The 19,050-nt window shown below is 54.3% G+C and carries 16 protein-coding genes; 6 read left to right on the forward strand and 10 right to left on the reverse strand.

From position 1 onward, the window contains the following. Window positions 1–138 precede the first annotated feature (138 nt). Window positions 139–789, forward strand: a complete 651-nt coding sequence (locus tag ANI01nite_RS03835) for an MFS transporter (RefSeq protein ID WP_255314405.1) — start codon at window positions 139–141, stop codon at window positions 787–789. A 134-nt stretch (window positions 790–923) separates the two neighbouring features. After that, complete coding sequence (locus ANI01nite_RS03840) at window positions 924–1,547, forward strand: alanine:cation symporter family protein (protein WP_255314406.1); 624 nt, start codon at window positions 924–926, stop codon at window positions 1,545–1,547. A 307-nt stretch (window positions 1,548–1,854) separates the two neighbouring features. On the opposite strand, the gene ANI01nite_RS03845 is transcribed toward ANI01nite_RS03840, so the two are convergent. The 7 genes from ANI01nite_RS03845 to eat form a co-directional block, all read right to left on the reverse strand. Further along, window positions 1,855–3,072: an McrC family protein gene (locus ANI01nite_RS03845; protein WP_170214561.1), complete on the reverse strand. Its 1,218-nt coding sequence runs from the start codon at window positions 3,070–3,072 to the stop codon at window positions 1,855–1,857. A gap of 4 nt (window positions 3,073–3,076) precedes the next feature. Further along, window positions 3,077–5,227 carry an AAA family ATPase gene (locus ANI01nite_RS03850; RefSeq protein WP_141356164.1) on the reverse strand — a complete coding sequence of 717 codons (2,151 nt, stop codon included), beginning with the start codon at window positions 5,225–5,227 and terminating at the stop codon, window positions 3,077–3,079. A 484-nt stretch (window positions 5,228–5,711) separates the two neighbouring features. Next, window positions 5,712–6,512, reverse strand: a complete 801-nt coding sequence (locus ANI01nite_RS03855) for a 3-oxoacyl-ACP reductase (protein WP_141356166.1) — start codon at window positions 6,510–6,512, stop codon at window positions 5,712–5,714. 53 nt (window positions 6,513–6,565) lie between these two features. Continuing rightward, window positions 6,566–7,966: an aldehyde dehydrogenase family protein gene (locus ANI01nite_RS03860; protein ID WP_141356168.1), complete on the reverse strand. Its 1,401-nt coding sequence runs from the start codon at window positions 7,964–7,966 to the stop codon at window positions 6,566–6,568. Continuing rightward, window positions 7,963–8,733: a gamma-glutamyl-gamma-aminobutyrate hydrolase family protein gene (locus ANI01nite_RS03865; RefSeq protein ID WP_255314392.1), complete on the reverse strand. Its 771-nt coding sequence runs from the start codon at window positions 8,731–8,733 to the stop codon at window positions 7,963–7,965. Before ANI01nite_RS03865 ends, ANI01nite_RS03860 begins: the two co-directional genes overlap by 4 nt. 19 nt (window positions 8,734–8,752) lie before the next feature. Beyond that, the gene (locus ANI01nite_RS03870; RefSeq protein ID WP_218024301.1) at window positions 8,753–10,144 is read right to left on the reverse strand and encodes a glutamine synthetase family protein; all 1,392 of its coding nucleotides are present in this window, start codon (window positions 10,142–10,144) and stop codon (window positions 8,753–8,755) included. Between the two features lie 51 nt (window positions 10,145–10,195). After that, complete coding sequence (gene eat / locus ANI01nite_RS03875; RefSeq protein ID WP_141356170.1) at window positions 10,196–11,632, reverse strand: ethanolamine permease; 1,437 nt, start codon at window positions 11,630–11,632, stop codon at window positions 10,196–10,198. Window positions 11,633–11,806: 174 nt separating this feature from the next. Between eat and ANI01nite_RS03880 the strand changes: the two genes are divergently transcribed. Further along, window positions 11,807–12,532: a FadR/GntR family transcriptional regulator gene (locus tag ANI01nite_RS03880; protein WP_255314393.1), complete on the forward strand. Its 726-nt coding sequence runs from the start codon at window positions 11,807–11,809 to the stop codon at window positions 12,530–12,532. Window positions 12,533–12,718: 186 nt separating this feature from the next. On the opposite strand, the gene ANI01nite_RS17190 is transcribed toward ANI01nite_RS03880, so the two are convergent. Beyond that, window positions 12,719–13,345 carry a helicase associated domain-containing protein gene (locus tag ANI01nite_RS17190; protein WP_371858936.1) on the reverse strand — a complete coding sequence of 209 codons (627 nt, stop codon included), beginning with the start codon at window positions 13,343–13,345 and terminating at the stop codon, window positions 12,719–12,721. Between the two features lie 377 nt (window positions 13,346–13,722). Between ANI01nite_RS17190 and ANI01nite_RS03885 the strand changes: the two genes are divergently transcribed. The 3 genes from ANI01nite_RS03885 to ANI01nite_RS03895 all read left to right on the forward strand — a co-directional run bounded on the left by ANI01nite_RS03885 (window position 13,723) and on the right by ANI01nite_RS03895 (window position 17,152). Beyond that, window positions 13,723–14,802, forward strand: a complete 1,080-nt coding sequence (locus tag ANI01nite_RS03885) for a nucleoid-associated protein (protein WP_141356172.1) — start codon at window positions 13,723–13,725, stop codon at window positions 14,800–14,802. After that, entirely contained in the window at window positions 14,789–15,796 is a 1,008-nt protein-coding gene (locus ANI01nite_RS03890) for a GTP pyrophosphokinase (protein WP_141356174.1), read from the forward strand. The genes ANI01nite_RS03885 and ANI01nite_RS03890 overlap by 14 nt, the downstream gene beginning before the upstream one ends. 348 nt (window positions 15,797–16,144) lie before the next feature. Then, entirely contained in the window at window positions 16,145–17,152 is a 1,008-nt protein-coding gene (locus ANI01nite_RS03895) for a DNA cytosine methyltransferase (RefSeq protein ID WP_141356176.1), read from the forward strand. Here ANI01nite_RS03895 and ANI01nite_RS03900 read toward each other — a convergent pair. Both ANI01nite_RS03900 and ANI01nite_RS03905 read right to left on the reverse strand, forming a co-directional pair. Then, complete coding sequence (locus tag ANI01nite_RS03900; protein WP_255314407.1) at window positions 17,149–17,934, reverse strand: HNH endonuclease; 786 nt, start codon at window positions 17,932–17,934, stop codon at window positions 17,149–17,151. The genes ANI01nite_RS03895 and ANI01nite_RS03900 overlap by 4 nt on opposite strands. A 50-nt stretch (window positions 17,935–17,984) precedes the next feature. Continuing rightward, window positions 17,985–18,917: a NaeI family type II restriction endonuclease gene (locus ANI01nite_RS03905; protein ID WP_141356180.1), complete on the reverse strand. Its 933-nt coding sequence runs from the start codon at window positions 18,915–18,917 to the stop codon at window positions 17,985–17,987. Window positions 18,918–19,050 lie beyond the last annotated feature (133 nt).

Here is a 19,050-nt window from a genome sequence, read left to right on the forward strand (position 1 = left end):
TGGGGCTGGCGCATTTCGTTCCTGCTCAGCTTCGTGCTGATCCTCATCGCCTACTTCATCCGCCGGCGCGTGGAGGAGCCCCAGGTGTTCGAGTAGATGGCCAAGACCAATTAGACCGAATCAACCCCGTTGTCCACGATGGTCAGCAAGCATCCGATGAAGGTCATCCAAGCAACGCTGGTCTTCATGGGAAACAACACCCCCGGCTACATGCTCACGGGAGGCTTCATTCTGGGCTATGCGACAAACAAGCTGGGATTGCAGGCGGGCGACCTTCTGAACATCATCACCATCGGCTCGCAGGCCTGGCTGGTCTCGACGTGGATTGGCGGAGTGGTCACGGACCGGGTGGGCCGCAAGAAGATATTTATCATCGGCTGTGTGCTCCTGCTGGTCTGGCTCTTCCCGCTATTCTTGCTCATCGAGACCCGGAACCTTGCCTGGGTTACAGTATCGCTGGTGGTCTTCGGCGCCTTCATGGGCTTCTCCTACGGGCCGTTGCCGGCGCTGTATGCAGAGCTGTTCCCGGCCCGTATCCGCTTGAGCGGTTCCTCGATCAGTTACGCACTGGGCTCGGTGGTTGGCGGCGCTTTCGCCCCGACTATTGCCGCAGCGTTGGTGGGCAAGTTCGATACCACGGTGGCGGTCTTCACGTACCTGTTCATTTGGGTGGGGACTTCGCTGATCGCGAACCTGACTTTGAACGATCGCACCGGTGCGGACCTGTATCCGCACGATGGCGCGGGCGCCGGCGGATCAGGGGAGGACGCGGGTCCGGAGCATCTGTGAATTGGCGGTTCCAGCAGCCCTTGGAAGCGACGATTTAGTCCGGACCAATCAGCTCAGCGCCCAAATCGTGTTGATGACCGGTGGAGAGAAAGCTTCTTCGTTGGTAAGCCATCATCGGCATCCAGCGTGCCTAGATCTCCAATGTTGCAGGTGCAGGTACCGTCGGCATGGCGCACTCCGCCACCAAGAACAGACGGTCAGCCCAGGAAAGCTTCGGTGCGGCGTGGGAACCATTCATCGATTCGGAGGTGGTCTGCACCATGACAGCGCTGGCGATCATTGTCAGCGGACAGTACGCAAACCAGGGACAGGACGGCATTGCGCTGACCACTGCTGCGCTCGCCACCGTCAAGGAGCTATTCCCTTACCTGCTCACCGTCAGCGTATTGCTCTTCGCCTTCTCAACGATCCTGAGCTACTCGTACTATGTGCACCTGGCCGCAGGGTTCATCTGCGGTCAATCTGCAGTCGTTCGCCACGGGTACAACCTTGTCTGGTTGGCGACGATCGTCATCGGATCAGCCGCATCGTTGTCGAGGGTCGTGAGGTTCTCTGACGCGGTGTTCTTCCTGATGACTGTTCCCAACGTCTTCGGCCTGTTCTTCATGGCCAACGCGATCCGTAAGGAACTGAACGGCCACTGCGATGACTTGACGACTGGAGTGCTCCAGATGGTTCCCCTGGCAGAACGCAGTACCTTGCTTGGAAACCCCATCTCTGGGGAGAGCGACAAGTCGTTGATCTCGGACAAGGCATAATTCCTGGACAAGGCCATGGCGAACTCCATCGGCTGGCGAGATGTAGTTCGCTTCATTTTGGGGTGACAATGCCTTGACCATTGGACAGCGCTTACGCTCGTAGCGCTCTGTAGGCGTGATCGAGGCTCTCAGTCAATAAGGGTTATCAGCGAAGCGCCGCTAACCGGCCGGAAGATCACTTGGACTTGAGCGTCCATAACGATTGACGCGGCCCGAAGCTCCATAGAGCGGCGGAAGCATGAATGTCGCGATCCCACGAGAACTGCGGCAAAGACCGCAACAATTTTCAGGCAGTCAGGGTGCTCATCTAGGGTATGAATTGAGCCAGGTTGGATCCCGTAGATGTGTGGGGCCCAGAATTTATGATTTTTAACGCCAGACTCGACATCTGGCTCAGCAACTCAGACGGTGGTTGGGCCAAATCCACGGCGTGGCAGTGCACGGTTGACGCGTGGCCAATGATGGCATGGGAGAGGTCGGTACCTGGCCCACTCGCGTATACGAGGTGTCCTGCATTTAGCCCGAAACGAACACAATATGCCAGCATCTGGTAAATATCTGCGTTGGGGTAGTTCGCGGAATCTGGGGCCTTGTACTTGGCGTCAACTATGGCCAGGCGCTGATTCGATCCGTGCCACACGAGATCGGGGCGTAGAGCGAGCCGCGCTCCTTCATCGAGAAACGTCCCGGTTTCTTGCCGAGTCGCCTTGCCATCCATGTCAGCAAAGCAGTTGGATAGTGCTACTGTTACAAAATCTTCAAAGACCTTCCACATATCGAAAAGAAAAGCACGGGCTGTCAGGTTGCCGTTGATCTGTTCCACCGAGGTGTTTCGGAGAATTACTTCAGAGAGGAATATTGCCTGGCGATATCTGGCATTGATCCTTGTATAGCGGATAACAGGTAGTTCCTGGCCAGGAATTAGAATATTGACGCCTACGAATGATTCGGAAAGTTTATGTAGGCCAGCACGGTGCGCCGGATCCAGCATTGGAAGCTTCAGGAGTCGATGCAGTGCCGAAACAAGTATTCTGTTTTCTGGAATATCAGTTGTGAATTCGTCGTACACGGTCTCTACGGGCAGCGCGAGCCCGCCTCTGCGACCGATTTGAGCTGCTATATCTAGCCGGCCTCGCATCATTGGTAATGCGTCATTGAATGTTTTGTATCCCTGGATGATTCCATTCTGACGGATCTTCGAGACTTGCTGCAGGAAGAGCATCGCCATTACGCTGAGCAGATCCTGATCACTGTCTAGCTGGATGGGCTCGTCTAGCCACATCTTTGGGTGCAGTGCATACTGCATCATGAAGAAGAGGCGCGAGACCGGAACTTTGGGACGAATTAGGATCTGATGTTCGCCAAATCGAATAACGCCAACCTTGCGTACGTTGGCAACGATCCATTCGTCGCCACCCGCTGGAGTTACTGTGGCAATGCGCATTCGATTCAGCAGTGACGCCATGTCGTTCGACAACGTGTGCTGTTCCGGAGGGCCACTTTCGAAAAGTTCCAGTAGTTGCATGTTTCTATTCGTCCGCTGCATTCGCGCTCTCGATACGATCCGTGGTTTCAGACTTCAATTGCGCACGGAGGCTAGCAAGACCATATCGTTCCTTAATGTCGACTTCTTCGCCAAAATGGTATTCGCTCAGTAGCGGAAGGATCTCGTATTCCCAGATTTCTTCCAATTGTCCCGCCACCAAGGTCCCACTTGCGGGCATCAGATAGCTTGGGCCTAACTGAAAATCAGAATCATTGATGCTTGCGTTGACCTTTGCCAAAAGGTCTGCTGGCTCAGGATCAAGCTGATGGCGCGCCAACCACTTGGGGAGGACCGATTTAACTGGTTGTTTCTCGGGGTGAAGCTCAACAAACGAGAAACGCCGACGCATGGCTGCATCGAGCAGTGCGATGGAACGATCGCTAGTGTTCATCGTGCCTATGATGAATAAGTTCTCTGGCATCACGAATGAATCTTCGTCGTCCTTGCTGTATTGCAATTTGATTGGCCGGTTGCGATATTCCAGCAGGAAATAGAGTTCGCCGAATATCTTGGCGAGGTTTCCACGATTTATCTCGTCAATCACCAATACGTAGTTGTACTCGGGATTCTTGACAGCTTGTTCCACGATTCGACGCAGAGGCCCATCTTTGAGCTCATAAGTTAGGTTTCCCGAACTTGTGGTTACGGGGCGGTAGCCCTGGAAAAAGTCTTCGTAAGAGTAACTCGGATGGAATTGAACGATCTCCGTGTTAGTGTCATCCCCAGCGATATGCTCAGCGAGCTTTATCGCGAGATACGTCTTACCAGTACCTGGAGGGCCGAAAAGGATGATTTGGCGGCGGCGCTCGATGAGGTCTAACTGCTTTTGGATCCATGCAGAGTCAATGTATACGGACTCGGCTAGTGCCTGTGTGGCGGGAGCGAACCAACGTCCTGATAAATTACCTGGCCGTGCTTTCTCAAACCTTGTTTCCTCTTCAGCTTCTTCAGCAGATGCATTACTCTGAGCATTTTTCCAAGCTTCAACATATGGGTGAGCATTGAAATCTACACTTTTACCCGACTTGACCTGCAATTGACGCACGATAGAAAACAGATCACGGTCGATGTCCCCGGTACTTTCCCCGATCTCGCCAATGAAGGCCTCTCTAATGGCCTCTCTACGTCTGAGAGATACTATGGAAGTTATTCGGAGTGGGTGAACGAGGTAGGCCAAGGAATGCCGTTGGGTCGGAAATTTATCGCCCGGTATGCTCTGGACAAAATCCCTCCAAGCCCATGCATCTTCAAGGAGCAAACCTTTTTCGTCTCGCGATTTGTCGCACCATTCGTCGAGCAAACGAATGATAAGGACGAGTGCGTAGTAAAGGCTTTGCTTCATCGCTGAACCGGGATTGAAGCTACCGGACTTAAACGCCTTGGAAATTTCTGCAGGCACCTGTACTGGGTGATCCATATACCCCAGAAGCGATTGCACGCGTTCCATCTTCTTGCGTTCGCCTATGGTCCTTGAATCCATCGGGAGGAACTGCCAGCAGACTAGCTCGGTCATCAACAGGCGAGCATCATCGGAGACAGAAGCCATCTGGCCCTTGAGCTTGGTGACGAAATCGCCCGCAGTAAAATCCGGCTTATCAACGAAGACAGACCGCAACTCATCAACTGGGCCTCGCAACCAGATCTCACGACCTGGAGCGAAGACGGACTCACCGCTTTTCAGCCCGCGTTCCACGAAGAGCTGAGCGGCACTACGAACAGCTTCTTCTTCTTTGCTAGTAGAAACAATCACGGTGCGAAGCTGATGATTTTGCTCGTCGTTTCTCAGGGTGTTCCATGCCTGATAGAGGTGGTGAGCTTCCGCCACTAACTCCGTAGGATTATCAAATTCTTCGAGTGCTTGCCGCCCTGAATCGGTGATACTCCACAACCCGGTGCCATCTTTTTCGATCCAGCCCGCTTTCACTAGGTCGACAGAGGTCCACATGAGGTCGGTTTCGGCACGAGTCTGTCCATCAGGCTTCTGTTCTGCTTCAGCACCTTGTGCAGGTATGCGATCGAACACTCCAGAAGTGAGCGAACCTGGACCGTATGCTCTACCGCATCCCTCGGGGCTGGAAGCAAGTTCTTTGAGTAATAGTTGGACACGTTTTGCGTTGTTGCTGGATGTAGGCACAGTCAGCTCCTGTTCTTTATTAGCAGGTTACGCTGAGGCAACGACGGAAATGTGGAGCGTTCTGACCGACACTGCAGGAATGTTGACAGACAGTGGCGTCACACGGCGCATTCTCGGCGTGATCCTATTGGGTTGACGAAAAATTGATCCTTCGAAGGAGGATTGAAACTCCAGCCGTTGTAGCCGAGGGAGATTTCCAGGACTTTCCGAACAACGGTGGACGTTGAATACACGTTACCGAGAACATTTCTAATCAGCTAGCGTTTACTCAGCGTATCGCCATTGAAGGCCTTGATTGGTGTCCAATGCTATTGACCTGGAGACATGACCGGCGGATGAAGGAGCCGTGCTGGCGGCCACCTAAGACGGATTCTGCGCCAATGACAATTCTTCGGATTAGAGGCAGACTAGCTCAGTGTAAAAGCACTCCGCTGCATCTGGACCAACGCCAGATCCAGCGGAGTGCATACTCGGCCTCTACACTTTAAAGCGGGGTGACGTAGGCTCCTGCAATACCGCCGTCCACCAGGAACTGGCTCGCGGTGATGAAGGAGGAATCATCCGACGCAAGGAAGGCTACCGCGGCTGCCAGCTCGTCCGGTTCCGCGAAGCGCCCGAGTGGAACATGCACCAGTCGGCGTGCGGCGCGTTCCGGATCCTTGGCGAAGAGCTCTTTGAGCAACGGGGTGTTCACCGGGCCGGGGCACAGTGCATTGACTCGGATACCCTGCCGGGCGAATTCGACGCCGAGCTCGCGACTCATGGACAGCACGCCGCCCTTGGAAGCCGAGTAGCTGATTTGGCTGGTCGCCGCGCCCATGACGGCGACAAATGAGGCGGTGTTGATGATGGAGCCCCGGCCCTGTTCCTGCATGTAGGGAAGTACGTGCTTGCAACAGTAGTACACGCTGGTCAGATTGACCTCCTGCACCTTGCGCCAAGCATCAATGCCGGTCTCCAAGATGGAGGCGTCGTCTGCCGGGGAAATGCCCGCGTTGTTGAATGCGATATCTACCGAGTCGTAGGTCGACTTGGCTGTGGCGAACAAGTTCTTGACGTCTTCTTCATTGGTGACATCGGTCCGGACGAAAAGCCCGCCGACTTCCGCGGCGGCTTTCTGGCCGATGTCATCGGCACAGATATCGCCAATGACTACCTTGGCGCCTTCATGGGCCAACCGCTTGGCCGTGGCCAGACCGATGCCTGAAGCGCCGCCTGTAATAGTGGCGACTCGTCCGGCAAGCCGATTAGTGACCAGGCCGTTGTATGGGGCTGTTTCGCTCATTTGATGGTTCTCCTTGCTAGTGTTTTTATAGTTGGATGTTGTTCTGCGGTAAGTCAGTTTTCGGTGTCAATGAAGACGTTCTTGACCTCGCTGAAGGCTTCGAGTGCATCTGGTCCTAGCTCGCGGCCGAGCCCGGATTTCTTGTAGCCGCCGAAGGGTGTGGAATAGCGCACCGAGGAATGGGAGTTCACCGACAGATTTCCAGCCTCGATCGCGCGGGCTACGCGCAGGGCGCGGCCCACATCCCGGGTCCAGATGGATCCAGACAGCCCGTACTCCGAGTCATTGGCAATGCGGATGGCGTCCTGCTCATCGTCGAAGGGAATCACCGCAACGATCGGGCCGAAAATCTCGTCGCGCAGGATCCTGTCCTGCGGATCCTCGGGAACGACGACAGTAGGAGGGAACCAGTATCCGTCGCCCTGGGGAATCTTTCCCTGGTAAGCGATATCGCTACGGGGGTTTCCCTGTTCATCAAGCAGGAAGGATGACACCGTCTGCAATTGCTTGGCAGAGACCAAAGGCCCCATCACGGTTGTCTCGTCGCCCGGGTCCCCTACAGTAACAGCCGCGACCGCCTTCGTGAATCGCTCCAAGAACGCATCCAGAATGCTGCGCTGAACCAGGATCCGGGACCTGGCGCAGCAGTCCTGCCCGGCATTGTCGAACACTCCACCCGGTGCTTGGGCAGCTGCCTTGTCGAGATCGGCATCGGCAAAGATGATATTCGCGCTCTTGCCGCCCAGCTCCAGGGTGACTCTTTTCAATTGGTCCGCGCATCCGCGCATGATGCCTTGTCCCACCTGGGTGGACCCGGTGAAAACTACCTTACGGACATCAGGATGGGTGACAAAGCGCTCGCCGACTACCGAGCCCTTTCCCGGGATGACCGTGAAGACGCCCTCGGGAATTCCGGCCTCGCGGGCCAACTCGCCCAGGCGGATTGCTGTCAACGGTGTCAATTCAGCCGGCTTGAGCACGACAGTATTTCCTGCGGCCAGGGCCGGGGCGAAACCCCACCCCGCAATCGGCATGGGGAAATTCCATGGCACGATGATTCCAACGACGCCCAGAGGTTCGTGGAACGTCACGTTCACTCCGCCGGCGACGGGAATCTGCTTGCCGAAATTCCGTTCCGGGGCCGCTGCGTAGTAGTTCAGCACATCCCTGACGTTTCCGGCTTCCCAGCGGGCGTTGCCGATGGTGTGCCCGGCATTGAGCACTTCCAGCTGGGCCAGGTTCTCCAGGTCGCGGTCGACGGCGGCCGCGAACCTGCGCAGCAGCTCGGCACGCTCCGCGGGGGCCACTTTGCTCCAGGCGGGAAACGCTTCGGCCGCCCAGGCAATTGCGGCATCCGCCTGCGCAATATCTGCTAGCTCGACGTCTTGGACTGTCTGTCCGGTTGCCGGGTTGATCACGGTAAAGGTGTCTTTCACTGCGGTATCAATGCTCATAGCGCTTCCTGTGGTGTCTGGATACTTTTGCTGGTGGCGTAGTCTTGCGAAGCCTGGACGAAAGCCTGCATGAGCCGGATATCGTCCAAGTTTTCTTCCGGGTGGAATTGGGTTCCCAGAACCCAGCCCGGTGCCTGCGGCATTTCAACGATTTCCACTGTGCCGTCGTTGGCACGCGCGGTGACCGCTAGGCCTTCGGCTACCTCCTGCAAAGATTGGTGGTGGTAGCACGGGGCACTGGCCTGGTTGCCGAGGATCTGCTCCGCAAGCGATCCGTGCACGGTAGTGAACTCCACCATGCCGAATACACCGGGAGCTGGCTGGTATTTGCCGGCAGAATCCGGGAGCAGATCCGGCAGATGCTGGTTCAAGGTTCCTCCCTGCTGCACATTGAGCACCTGCGCCCCGCGACAGATGGCGAACAGCGGAACGGCCCGCTCCAGCGCGGCGGCGGCCAAGGCCATGTCGTGCAGGTCCCGCTCTGGCTGTGCCGCTGTGCGCGGATGGGGTTGCTGGCCGTAATTGGCAGGATCCACATCCACACCGCCGATGACGATCAGTCCGTCCAGGACGTCCAATACAGAGGTATCGGTGGCTACCGGTGGCAGGAGCATTGGTGTGCCCCCGGCCGCGATCACCGACTTGATGTACTTGCCCGGGACAATGGCTGCGGTGCTTTCCCAGACACCCCATTTGGCTTCCTGCCAGTACGTGGTCAGCCCGATACGTGGCCTTGGCTGCGCGGCTGGGTCCAAGGGATGGTTCACTTTTAGTTGTCCTTCATGATCAGTGGCGTTCAAAACCGCGAGCAATTTCCCAGTCGGTGACCGCCGAGTTGAACTGCTCGATTTCCACGTCCGCGTAGCGGGTGTAATGCTCCACTACTTCCTTGCCGAAGATTTCCTCGGCGACCTTCGAGTTCGCGAAGAGCTCCCGGGCCTCGGCCATGGTTTGGGGCACATGCTGGGCCCCGGAGTCGTAGGCGCTTCCGGTCACCATCTCAGGCAGTTCCAGCTTGTTCTCGATGCCGTAGAGTCCGGCTGCCAGCATGGCGGCCATGGCCAGGTACGGGTTGGCATCCGCACCCGGCAGGCGGTTCTCCATGCGTGCGCTGTATCCCTTGCCCACCAGCCGGACCGCGCAACTGCGGTTGTCCAGACCCCAAGCAACGGCGGTAGGCGCGAAAGATCCCTTGGCGAAACGCTTATAGGAGTTGATATTCGGGGCGTAGAACAGGGTGAACTCCCGCATGGTGGCCAAGACACCGGCGATGAAGTGGTTGTACATCTCCGTGCGTTCTCCGCGCGCTTCGTCCCAGAAGGCCAGTGAGCCATCAAGCTTGCGCAGCGACATATGGATGTGGCAGCTGGAACCTTCGCGCTGGTTGGGTTTGGCCATGAACGTGATGGATTGCCCGCGCTGCGAGGCCATGTGCTTGGCCGAGAGCTTGTAGAAGGTGTGGTTGTCGCCGGTGGTTACCACGTCGTCGTATTTGAAAGCGATCTCGTGCTGCCCGAAGTTGCACTCGCCCTTGGCCGATTCGACAATCATGCCCGATTCGTACATGGCATTGCGGATATCGCGCAGCAGCGGCTCGACGCGCATCGAACCCAGGATCGAGTAGTCGACGTTGTGCTGGTTGGCTGGGGTGAGGTTCCGGTAGCCGCGCTGCTGTGCATCTTCGTAGGAGTCGTTGAAGATCAAGAATTCCAGTTCCGTTCCTGCCATGGCGCGCAAGCCCAGCGCAGCGGCTTTTTCTTGCTGGGCCTTTAGCAAGGAGCGCGGCGCCACTGGAACCGGGCGTCCGTCTGTGGTGGCCAAGTCGGTCTGGATCAGTGCTGTGCGTTCCAAGTAAGGGACTGGGCGGATGGTGTCGTAATCCAGCACGAACTCCATGTCTCCGTAGCCGGTGTCCCAGCTGGTCAGGGAGTACCCTTCCACGGTGTTCATTTCGGTATCCACTGCCAGCAGGTAGTTGCAGGCCTCGGTGCCGTGGTTCAGGACGGAGTCCAGGAAGAACTGGGCGTGGACGATTTTTCCCTGAAGCCGGCCTTGCATATCGGTGAAGGCGAGGATGACCGAATCGTAGGCTCCGGTGCGGATGCCCTCGGTCAGTTGTTCAACGCTCAGCATGCGTTCGTTCTTGGCGGCCTTGACGAGTTCTTGGATGTCTTGCATGGAGAATATTCCTTAGATTGTCGGGGATTGGTTTTGTAGCCTGGGACCGGTTTACTTCAGGGCATTTTCCTCGGACTCCAGAATGGCGAATTCTTCTTCGGGTGCGCTGGCGACCAGGCGGTGCCGGCTATAGAACCAGAAGTACGCGAGGGCCAGGACGAAGACTCCGGCGGTGATTCCTGCGGCGAGGATGTCGACGACGAATGTTGCGATGAGGGCAACGACGGCAAGCACCAGGGCAATGGAAGTGGTGATGATGCCGCCCGGGGTGCGATACCCGCGGGTCAGGTCGGGTTCCTTGATCCGCAGAACTATGTGGCTCAGATTCAGCAGAACGTAGGAGACGGTGGCTCCGAAGACCGCGATATTGATCAGCTGGTCGCCATTGCGGATGACTGCTGCCAGGATGAATCCGATGGTGCCTGGAACCAGCAGGGCCACCCACGGAGTATGGCGGGATCCGGTCAGCGAGAGGACCCGGGGCAAGTAGCCGGCACGGGACAAGGCGAACAGCTGCCGGGAGTAGGCATAGACAATCGAGAAGAAGCTGGCCACCAACCCTGCCAGGCCCGCGTAATTCACGAAGTTCGCAAGAGCCGAATTCTGTCCGTAGGCTTCGCGCAGCGCTTCGGGAAGAGGGGAGCCGGAGACGCTCATGGCTTCGGCGCCCGCGACGCCTGGCACCAGGATGAGCATGGCAGCACCGGAGAAGACCAGGAAGATGACTGCAGTAATGATGCCTTTGGGCATATCACGTTTCGGGTCTTGGGATTCTTCGGCGGCCAGCGGAACGCCTTCTACGGCGAGGAAGAACCAGATGCCGAACACCAGCGCGGCGAGAGTTCCGGAAATGCCGAACGGCATGAATGCGGAGGAACCGGCCGAACCGTCTGGGACGATGTCGAAGAGGTTGCCCGGTTCAAAGTGCGGTATCAGGCCAAAGACGGTGACCAACAGCGCCACGATGGCGATAGCGGTGATGCCGAACATCAATTTGAGTGCTTCGCCAACGCCCCACATGTGGATGCCGATGAAAACAATGTAGGTGACGAGGTAGACGGGCCACGAATTGGTCATTCCGAACAGGCCGAGGGCCTCGATGTAGCCGCCGATGAAGGTGGCGATGGCGGCAGGGGCCACGGCGTACTCAATGAGTACAGCCATACCGGTGGCGAAACCGCCCAATGGTCCCATGGCCCTGCGGGCGAATCCATAGCCTGCGCCGGCTGTGGGCAGTGTCGAGGACATTTCTGCCAGACCGAAAACCATGCAGGTGTACATGATGCCCATAAGCACGAAGGCAATGAGCAAACCACCCCAGCCGCCAGCGGCCAAGCCGAGATTCCAACCTGAAAAATCGCCGGAAATCACGTAGGCGATACCCAAACCGGCAAGCAGGATCCAACCTGCGGCGCCTTTCTTGAGCTGCCTATGTCGTAGATAGTCTTTGTCGACCGATGCGTAGTCGATGTGTGAATTCTTGGTCATGTGAGCTTCCCCGGTCCATGAGTCCTGAATCTAATGGACTGAAATCAGTCCTTTGCATGCGCTCAACTGTGGCAGGGGTCACGCTGGAAAGTCAATAGGTTAATTTGGAAATAGAGATGGCAAGCGAAAATGAAAGGTGTTTTCTTGAACCAAATTGTGTGCCATTCTTAGATCATGGCCGAAACTAAACCATTGGATTCCCGGGATGGGATGAGGTTCCTCGGGCAAGTGCGCCGGGGAAACGTCTTCGAGGAGACCCTCGGGCAACTGTTGCGCGCCATGAGGCTAGGCGTCTTCCCGCCCGGCGAAAAATTGCCTGCGGAGAGGGAACTTGCCGAGGCCCTGGGTGTTTCACGAGCAACATTGCGCGACTCGTTGGCGGAATTGCAGAGCGCAGGCTACTTGCAGGTGCAGCGAGGTCGCTACGGTGGAACAGTTGTTGCGGCTCATCCGAATACGCATGAGAACCCATTGGATGATTCGGACCGTGCACGCATTGAGGATGTGCTTGCATTCAGGTCGGTCGTGGAACCTGCCGCAGCTGAATTGGCCGCGGGGGCATCGCTCACTGCAACCCAGCGAAATAATTTGATGCTGGCGCACGAAGCCGTCAATTCGGCCGACGCGACGAACTACCGGCCGCTGGATGCCCGGCTCCATGTCATGATCGCCGATTTGTCAGCTTCGAGCATGCTGGCAAAAGCGGTTGCAGAGGCGCGCGACGCAACCAGTGAACTGCTGGATCGGATTCCGTTCCTGAAGCCGAATATCGCGCACTCCAGCCGCCAGCACGAGGACATCTTGAACGCCATCCTCCACGGCGATGGAGCCAGCGCGAAGAAGCTGATGCAAGAACATCTTGATGGCACTGCGACGCTGCTGCGCGGATTCCTGGATTGATTGTCCATGTGGGTGAGGCACGTTAAGCGTAGTTACGTTCGCATCAAAACGGTCTGCTTACTTGATCGAACAAGAGAATACAGGTTGGTTCAAGACGAAGTTTAAGATTCCGGACTCTTAGAGAATGGGATTCGCGAAGTTTTACTTGTCCTTAGTTGCCGTCCCACAGCCATTAGGTCAAGTGCTTTAGGCCCGGCTGCGCCAGCCTGGCAGATTCACGTTCAGAGCATCCAAGCGCCAAGGTGCGAGCAATTGCCTGCTGCGACGTTGATGCTGGTTGTGTAGCCAGACTCCCAGACGGCGCTCCTGGTCAGATTTGTATGTTCGATACCGTGGAATCCTGCCTTGTTCTTCAAAGAACTGGCAGACTGCATTCAGCTTGTTTCGCCACGCATCATCCAGCTCCTTCTGCCATGGGTCAATCATCCAATCGTCCAAATCTTGTAGCAATGTTAACTTGGTGGATGGGAGTCTGCCATCTTTGTTCTCTCTACGCTGCACCGCGAGCCACGAATGCAGTAAACGTTCAACTGGATCTCCAGTTCGGGAAGGGAGACGACCATGCTCGGATTGGAAAGCTACGATCTCTTTAGCTCTCCGGCGCCAAGTGGTCGAAGGGCGATTACTCCCGCGGTCAGCAAGTGCCACTTCATGTTTGGCTTGAAAGCCAGGTTCATAGTAGTCACGCTGTCGGAGGTGGTAGTGCACTGTAGCAACGCCACGGTGAACGCGGTCAGAGATTTCACGCGCAGTAAGTCCAGCTAAATACATTGCGTCCCACTCAGGGTGCCTCGACACATACCAGCTCACCATGACAATACAGTACAGCTGAATGGCATCTAACTGAATAGATGACAATACCGGAACTACTTGATTTGCAGCGGCAAGACGCGATGCCGAGAACGGTCTGTGGGCAGATCATATGTTCTCCGGAATATATAGATATAAAGAATAACTTCGGTCACGCGATGCCTGGCAAGACAATGAGAACAGAATACGTTGTGGTCCTTCCAGCTAAATAGCTATATAAGGTGGGCGAGTAGTCATGTTCTCTGAAGTTAAACGCAGAATCCTAATAATTCACTCAGAATCCATAAAACTCATTAGAGAAATACTTGATTGCGGTACTCCTGATCGGGTGGGGTATTATTTTGGTATTTACCGTCAATTTCGTTTGCCTGGGAGCTCTATTGGATTACTCAACCCTGATGCTTGGTGAAGTTATGATCCATCAAGTCCGTAAGGAACGCTTAAAAGGTGAATCCGTTTTTGTCATCGAGCAGACGGACATTCCAATTGAGATGACTCCAGATGTTCGCCGGAAGCTCACGGATAGATTCATCGAAGCGCTGCTGAAACACGCCTTTAAAGTTGTTGAAGATGCAGATATCACTGACGGCGTTATGGGTTTGGTTAGGACATACTGGGAAGGAGAATCAGACCAGCAAGTTGATTTGATCTCGATGAGCAAGACTATGTCTGAGCGGTTGAAGACAGTTCAACCGTTTAGTTCTGGGTCAGGTTTATTGGTTGTCGCGGATGCGACTGTCGATGGGAAAAAGCAACTTCTTGTCTCGAAAGTAGAACATCAGCAAGCAATGCAAGCTTCCCCGTCGACTAACGATAAAGGCCAGCGAGTTATTTCTATGGTTCAGCTCAACGATTTGGTTTTCGGGGATCACACCAAAATCTACAAAGTCGCGCTCCTAACTATAAGTGGAGACGGTCAAGAAGAGGACGTTAGCGGCAAGCTTGCGGATTCTCAAAACGGCCCGGACGCAGCGCAGTTTTTCTTGCGAAGCTTTCTAGGGATGAAGCTATATGATGCACCAGATGTGGTAACGAAGCGGTACATGGATGTTATGTCTGCCGCAATCAACAAGCTTGAATTGACGCCGAACGAGAAAATAGATGCCCGGACGGCTCTTACCGTAGAACTCAAGAACAATCAAAAAACTCTAGATCCTGACACGTTCATTCGTAACCATATTCCGCAACATCGGCAGACGGAAGTACGAACTTTCGCTCAGTCCAGAGGTGTTAATATGGCACCCTTCTTGAAGGACAATGCTCGAATCTCGAACCGAGTGGAGCGCTTACGAATCTCGCTGGATGACGATATTTATATCGTGGCACCCGCAGAAGCCATTGGCACGGGACGAAAAATTAATGTCAAGCAGCAGCCTGCGTCAAATGATGGAACACAACTCGTGACTATTGAGATCGCCCCAACAAGGCTAGCGCAAGTGGATAATAATGGACGAGGCTGATCGAGTATGGACGCCCGAAAGCACACACGACAAGTTCGTGGAGTTTGAGGCTACCTACAAAAGGGCACTATTACGGTATGAAAAGATTATTTGCCGGAGCCTCGAAAATTCTGAAATCAACACGACCCTGGTCAAGCTGCGGTGTAAGACGCAAATGGGCGTTTATACTAAGCAACTCGATAAAGAATACGAGGACCCCTGGACACAATGTGCTGATCTTATTGGCGCTCGAATCGTGGTCCCACTCGCCAGTGATAAGGCTCGGGTCACAGCGGCGCTGGAGAAGTGTAACGATATTAAGGTACTTCAAATTGAAGACAAGGAACTTCACCGGGATCCCAAACATCTAAAATATGGTGGATTGCATATCCAGATTGAATGTAGGGATTTTCTGGGGCCTACAGATCAGCCGATTCAGTGCGAAGTTCAAGTCCGCACAGTAGCAGAACATACATGGGCTGAGACGGAACATGAATTTGTCTATAAGGGACCCAAAGGACTTCCACATAGTGTCCAAAGAACTTTTGCTAGACTACTCGCTCTAGTAGAGCTCGTAGACGATGAATTGGTTCGGGGTGTGGATGACGTGAAAAACTCAGACATGTACGCGGACCATTTGCTTGTTCAGTTCGTGCGTAGTACCGCCCAGCAATTCAATATAAGGTCGTCCAGCGAATCAATGACGATTGGTTTCCTTCACGACCTACTTGAGATATTGGGCATGAATGCGAGAGCCCTTCTAACTTTAACTGATAAGTACGTTGAAGCTGATCCAGATACGATACACCGAATAGTCAGCACTAAAGGCGCAACATCGCAGGGCTTCCAAGTGAACTCTGATTACATTGCCGCGCAGCCTGAGCTCCTCCCTGCAATGGCTCTGTTGTCCGAGAATCCGCATGATCTTCGCACACAAATTGAAGGTACACATCTATATGAACCATTCAGGCAATTGGCAGTATGGACTAACTCCCGGGGATTCCTGAGCGATTGACATTTCGCAGTGGCTTTTGGTTTTTGGAGCGACAGGGGTGGTCCCCAGGCCTGCAATAGCCGCAATGCCAGTCTACTGAAGCGCTTGACGACCACAACCGCGCATTCTTGCGGCGTGACTGCAACGCCCGAACCGAATACTTACCAAGTTGGATAGCTAAGTTGGCCAGGCTATCGTAGGGTACTACCGCTGCATAGAATTCGGTAGTAAGAAGTCGTGATCAGTAGGTAACACATCAATTTCCACAGCTCGAGCTGATTGTCTTTAATTGTCAGTGCAACGTGGCATGGTAGTAATTACGCAGCAAGTGGCCGCGGGAACAGCCTTCAAAATGAGATGATAGATAACATGAACACACTTACGCCTCTCTCTGTACTTGAAATCTGCGCAGGCGCAGGTGGCCAGTCAGTTGGCCTGGAAATGGCCGGGTTTGGTCACTCATTGGCAGTTGAAATTGACAAAGACGCAGCGGCAACCCTAAAGCTTAATCGTCCCGCTTGGAATGTCCGTCAAGAAGACGTTCGCGAGATCGATGGCAATGATTACAGAGGTGTGGATCTACTTGCGGGTGGCGTGCCTTGCCCACCTTTTAGTGTCGCCGGGAAGCAATTGGGCGCTGAGGACGAACGCGACTTATTCCCCGAAGCGTTGCGTCTTGTCAGAGAAGCGAAACCGTCAGCAGTGATGCTCGAAAACGTCAAGGGGTTGGCTTCGGCACGGTTCGCAACCTACCGTAAGTCGATATTGGATGAACTTGAAGGTTCTGGCTACCACGCGGAGTGGCAGCTCTTTTATTCGAGTGAATTTGGCGTGCCTCAGCTGCGTCCTCGTTTTATTCTAGTGGCCGTTAAAAAGCGATATCAGAAAAAGTTCGAATGGCCCGCCCCGCAAGGCACCCCGCCAACAGTCGGTGAAGTCTTGCTGCCTTACATGGCAAGCCGTGGCTGGTCTGGTGCAGAGGCATGGGCAGCAAAGGCCAACAGTGTTGCGCCTACGGTTGTTGGCGGGTCCAAGAAGCACGGAGGAGCTGACCTTGGTCCAACTCGTGCAAAGGCCGGATGGCTCGAGCTCGGAGTAGATGGTAAAGGAATTGCGAACGAAGTTCCTGGTCCGGACACTCCAAGTGACCACATTCCTCGACTTACCAATCAGATGGTTGCCAGAATCCAAGGGTTCCCCCCGGAATGGCAGTTTTCGGGCTTAAAAACCTCTGTATACCGCCAGATCGGCAATGCGTTCCCTCCGCCCGTTGCCGCGGCCATCGGTACTTCGATCGCGGCCGCATTGGGCGTTAAAAGAGAGGCGAAGAAACTTGAACCGACTTCGAAGAAATCTCAACTACGAGCGGTTAGCTAAGATGTACGCTCCTGTCGGGCAATTTTCTTTTTCGCTTCAATTCGCTTGATGAGGGGCGCAATAGGCTCATTCGGCCACGCTGTCCATTTGACTAATTTGTAGTAGCTTCGCATTCGGCCATCTTCTTTTCTTTTACGAATTGTATACTCCCAACCGAGCTCTCTAAGCTCGCGTGTTCGTTTTTGCCAGTCGTCCTGATATTGGATCAAGCAGGCAACTAGGCCGATGACTTCCGAAGGAGCCTCAAGACCTGCATTATGGAATGCCTTGAGCGTTTCACCTATGCGTTTGTGCGGTTCTGTATGGGTTGCTGCGGCCCTAATCTTGTCGGAGTGTTCGTTGAAGGTCGCAAAGAAGTCTCGCTTACCTTGGTTGCACGGATGGCAAAGTGCTTGCAGATTGTCGAAGTCACTTGTGCCACCCCAAGTCAACGGAAGTTTGTGATCGACTTCCAGCTTTACGTGGTCTTCGGAAGGGGTCTTGCCACATTGCGCGCATCTTTGATGAATAAGTACTTGGGCGCGGATTTTTCTGGAAACCGAGACACGTTTATTTGCACTGGTTTTTGACCAACCCCGCAGTTGGTAGACGTAGTTTTTACCCATTCTGGTCGCGTTGCAATCGAATACTTCATAGAGTTCTCGGACACGGCGATTGAAGTGTGCCTGAGTGCCAACTGTGCGACTCGATAAGTGGTCAATGATTTCAACCATCGTCGGCGGAGTAGCTCTGCGGTCATATAGGAATTCATAGATCTGTCGGTCGAGTTTATTTGGCAGCACTTCTTCCAAGGATAAACTTCCTGGCAGTGGTAGTGGTTTCTCGGATGCCGTCATTGGCCTACTACCGTCGGAGCAGGAATCGAGACATCGGTGTCTCCCATGAATCTGTGCCAATATCGTCCCTGAAGTTTGACAGAACCCTCGACAGCAGAATCTACTGGAGTAACACGAACGCTAACGATTTCTCCTGGTTCAGGAACTACGCAGCCAAGTTTGCGGGCGATATCCGTTTGAACGGAGTAGTCGCCGCCGAGGATGAGGTAACCCTCTAATTGCAATGTTGAACGAGCGCCCCCATTGGTTCGGACCCGTTTCATGAAGTCATTCTGCTGCGCTACGGTTGCTATGATATTGCGGGAGATTCTCATGTTTGTCGCCGTGCGGAGTAGCTCGTTGACCCGAGCCTGACCACTCTTAGGTGCCATTATGCGTGCAACTTGTTCCTCGGATAACTGCAATAAGATATTGGGCTGCATAGGAGCATCTTTGAACAGCCATTTTATGCGGGATTTACCTAGGGCATTAAGGCTACCTTTCAGGTCCCTATTTTTGCCGACGTTTCGGTGTTCGGGAGTTGCCCGAACAAGGCCAATACTCCAGACGGAATTCGCATCATTGGCAACAGATCCCAGGATGAGATGACCAATACTCTCGGGCGGGAGCATCCATTGACCTGACGCAGAGTACTTACAATCTATTTCATGACCAGCAATTTCGTAATCCATGGCTAATCCATCATTGAATTTAAATTCGCGTTGAAGATTTATCTCAATCAAGGTTCCGTAGTGCGTCTTCTCTGTCTTGTAGAGTTGATCCCATCGATACCGACCAGTGCGCTGACCGTCATATAACTGGTCAAAAGTTTCTCTGAAGACTCGAGCCATGCGTGAGCCGTCCGGATCTGATAGTCGAAACCAATCAAACACTGCATCAAGGCCAGGATCGAAGGGCACCGCTTCACTGACTACTGAAAAAGACAACATGAGAATACTCTATGGCGGAGGTACTTCATTAACAATTCAAACTAGTTCACATTTCGATCGCTAGTGCGTGATTTGTTCAGGGGTGATAGACGAACTTCAAACACGCATAGACAAGGTTCTTGGAGCTGCGCAT

The sequence above is a fragment of the Glutamicibacter nicotianae genome (genome assembly GCF_006539525.1).
Lineage (GTDB): Bacteria > Actinomycetota > Actinomycetes > Actinomycetales > Micrococcaceae > Glutamicibacter > Glutamicibacter nicotianae.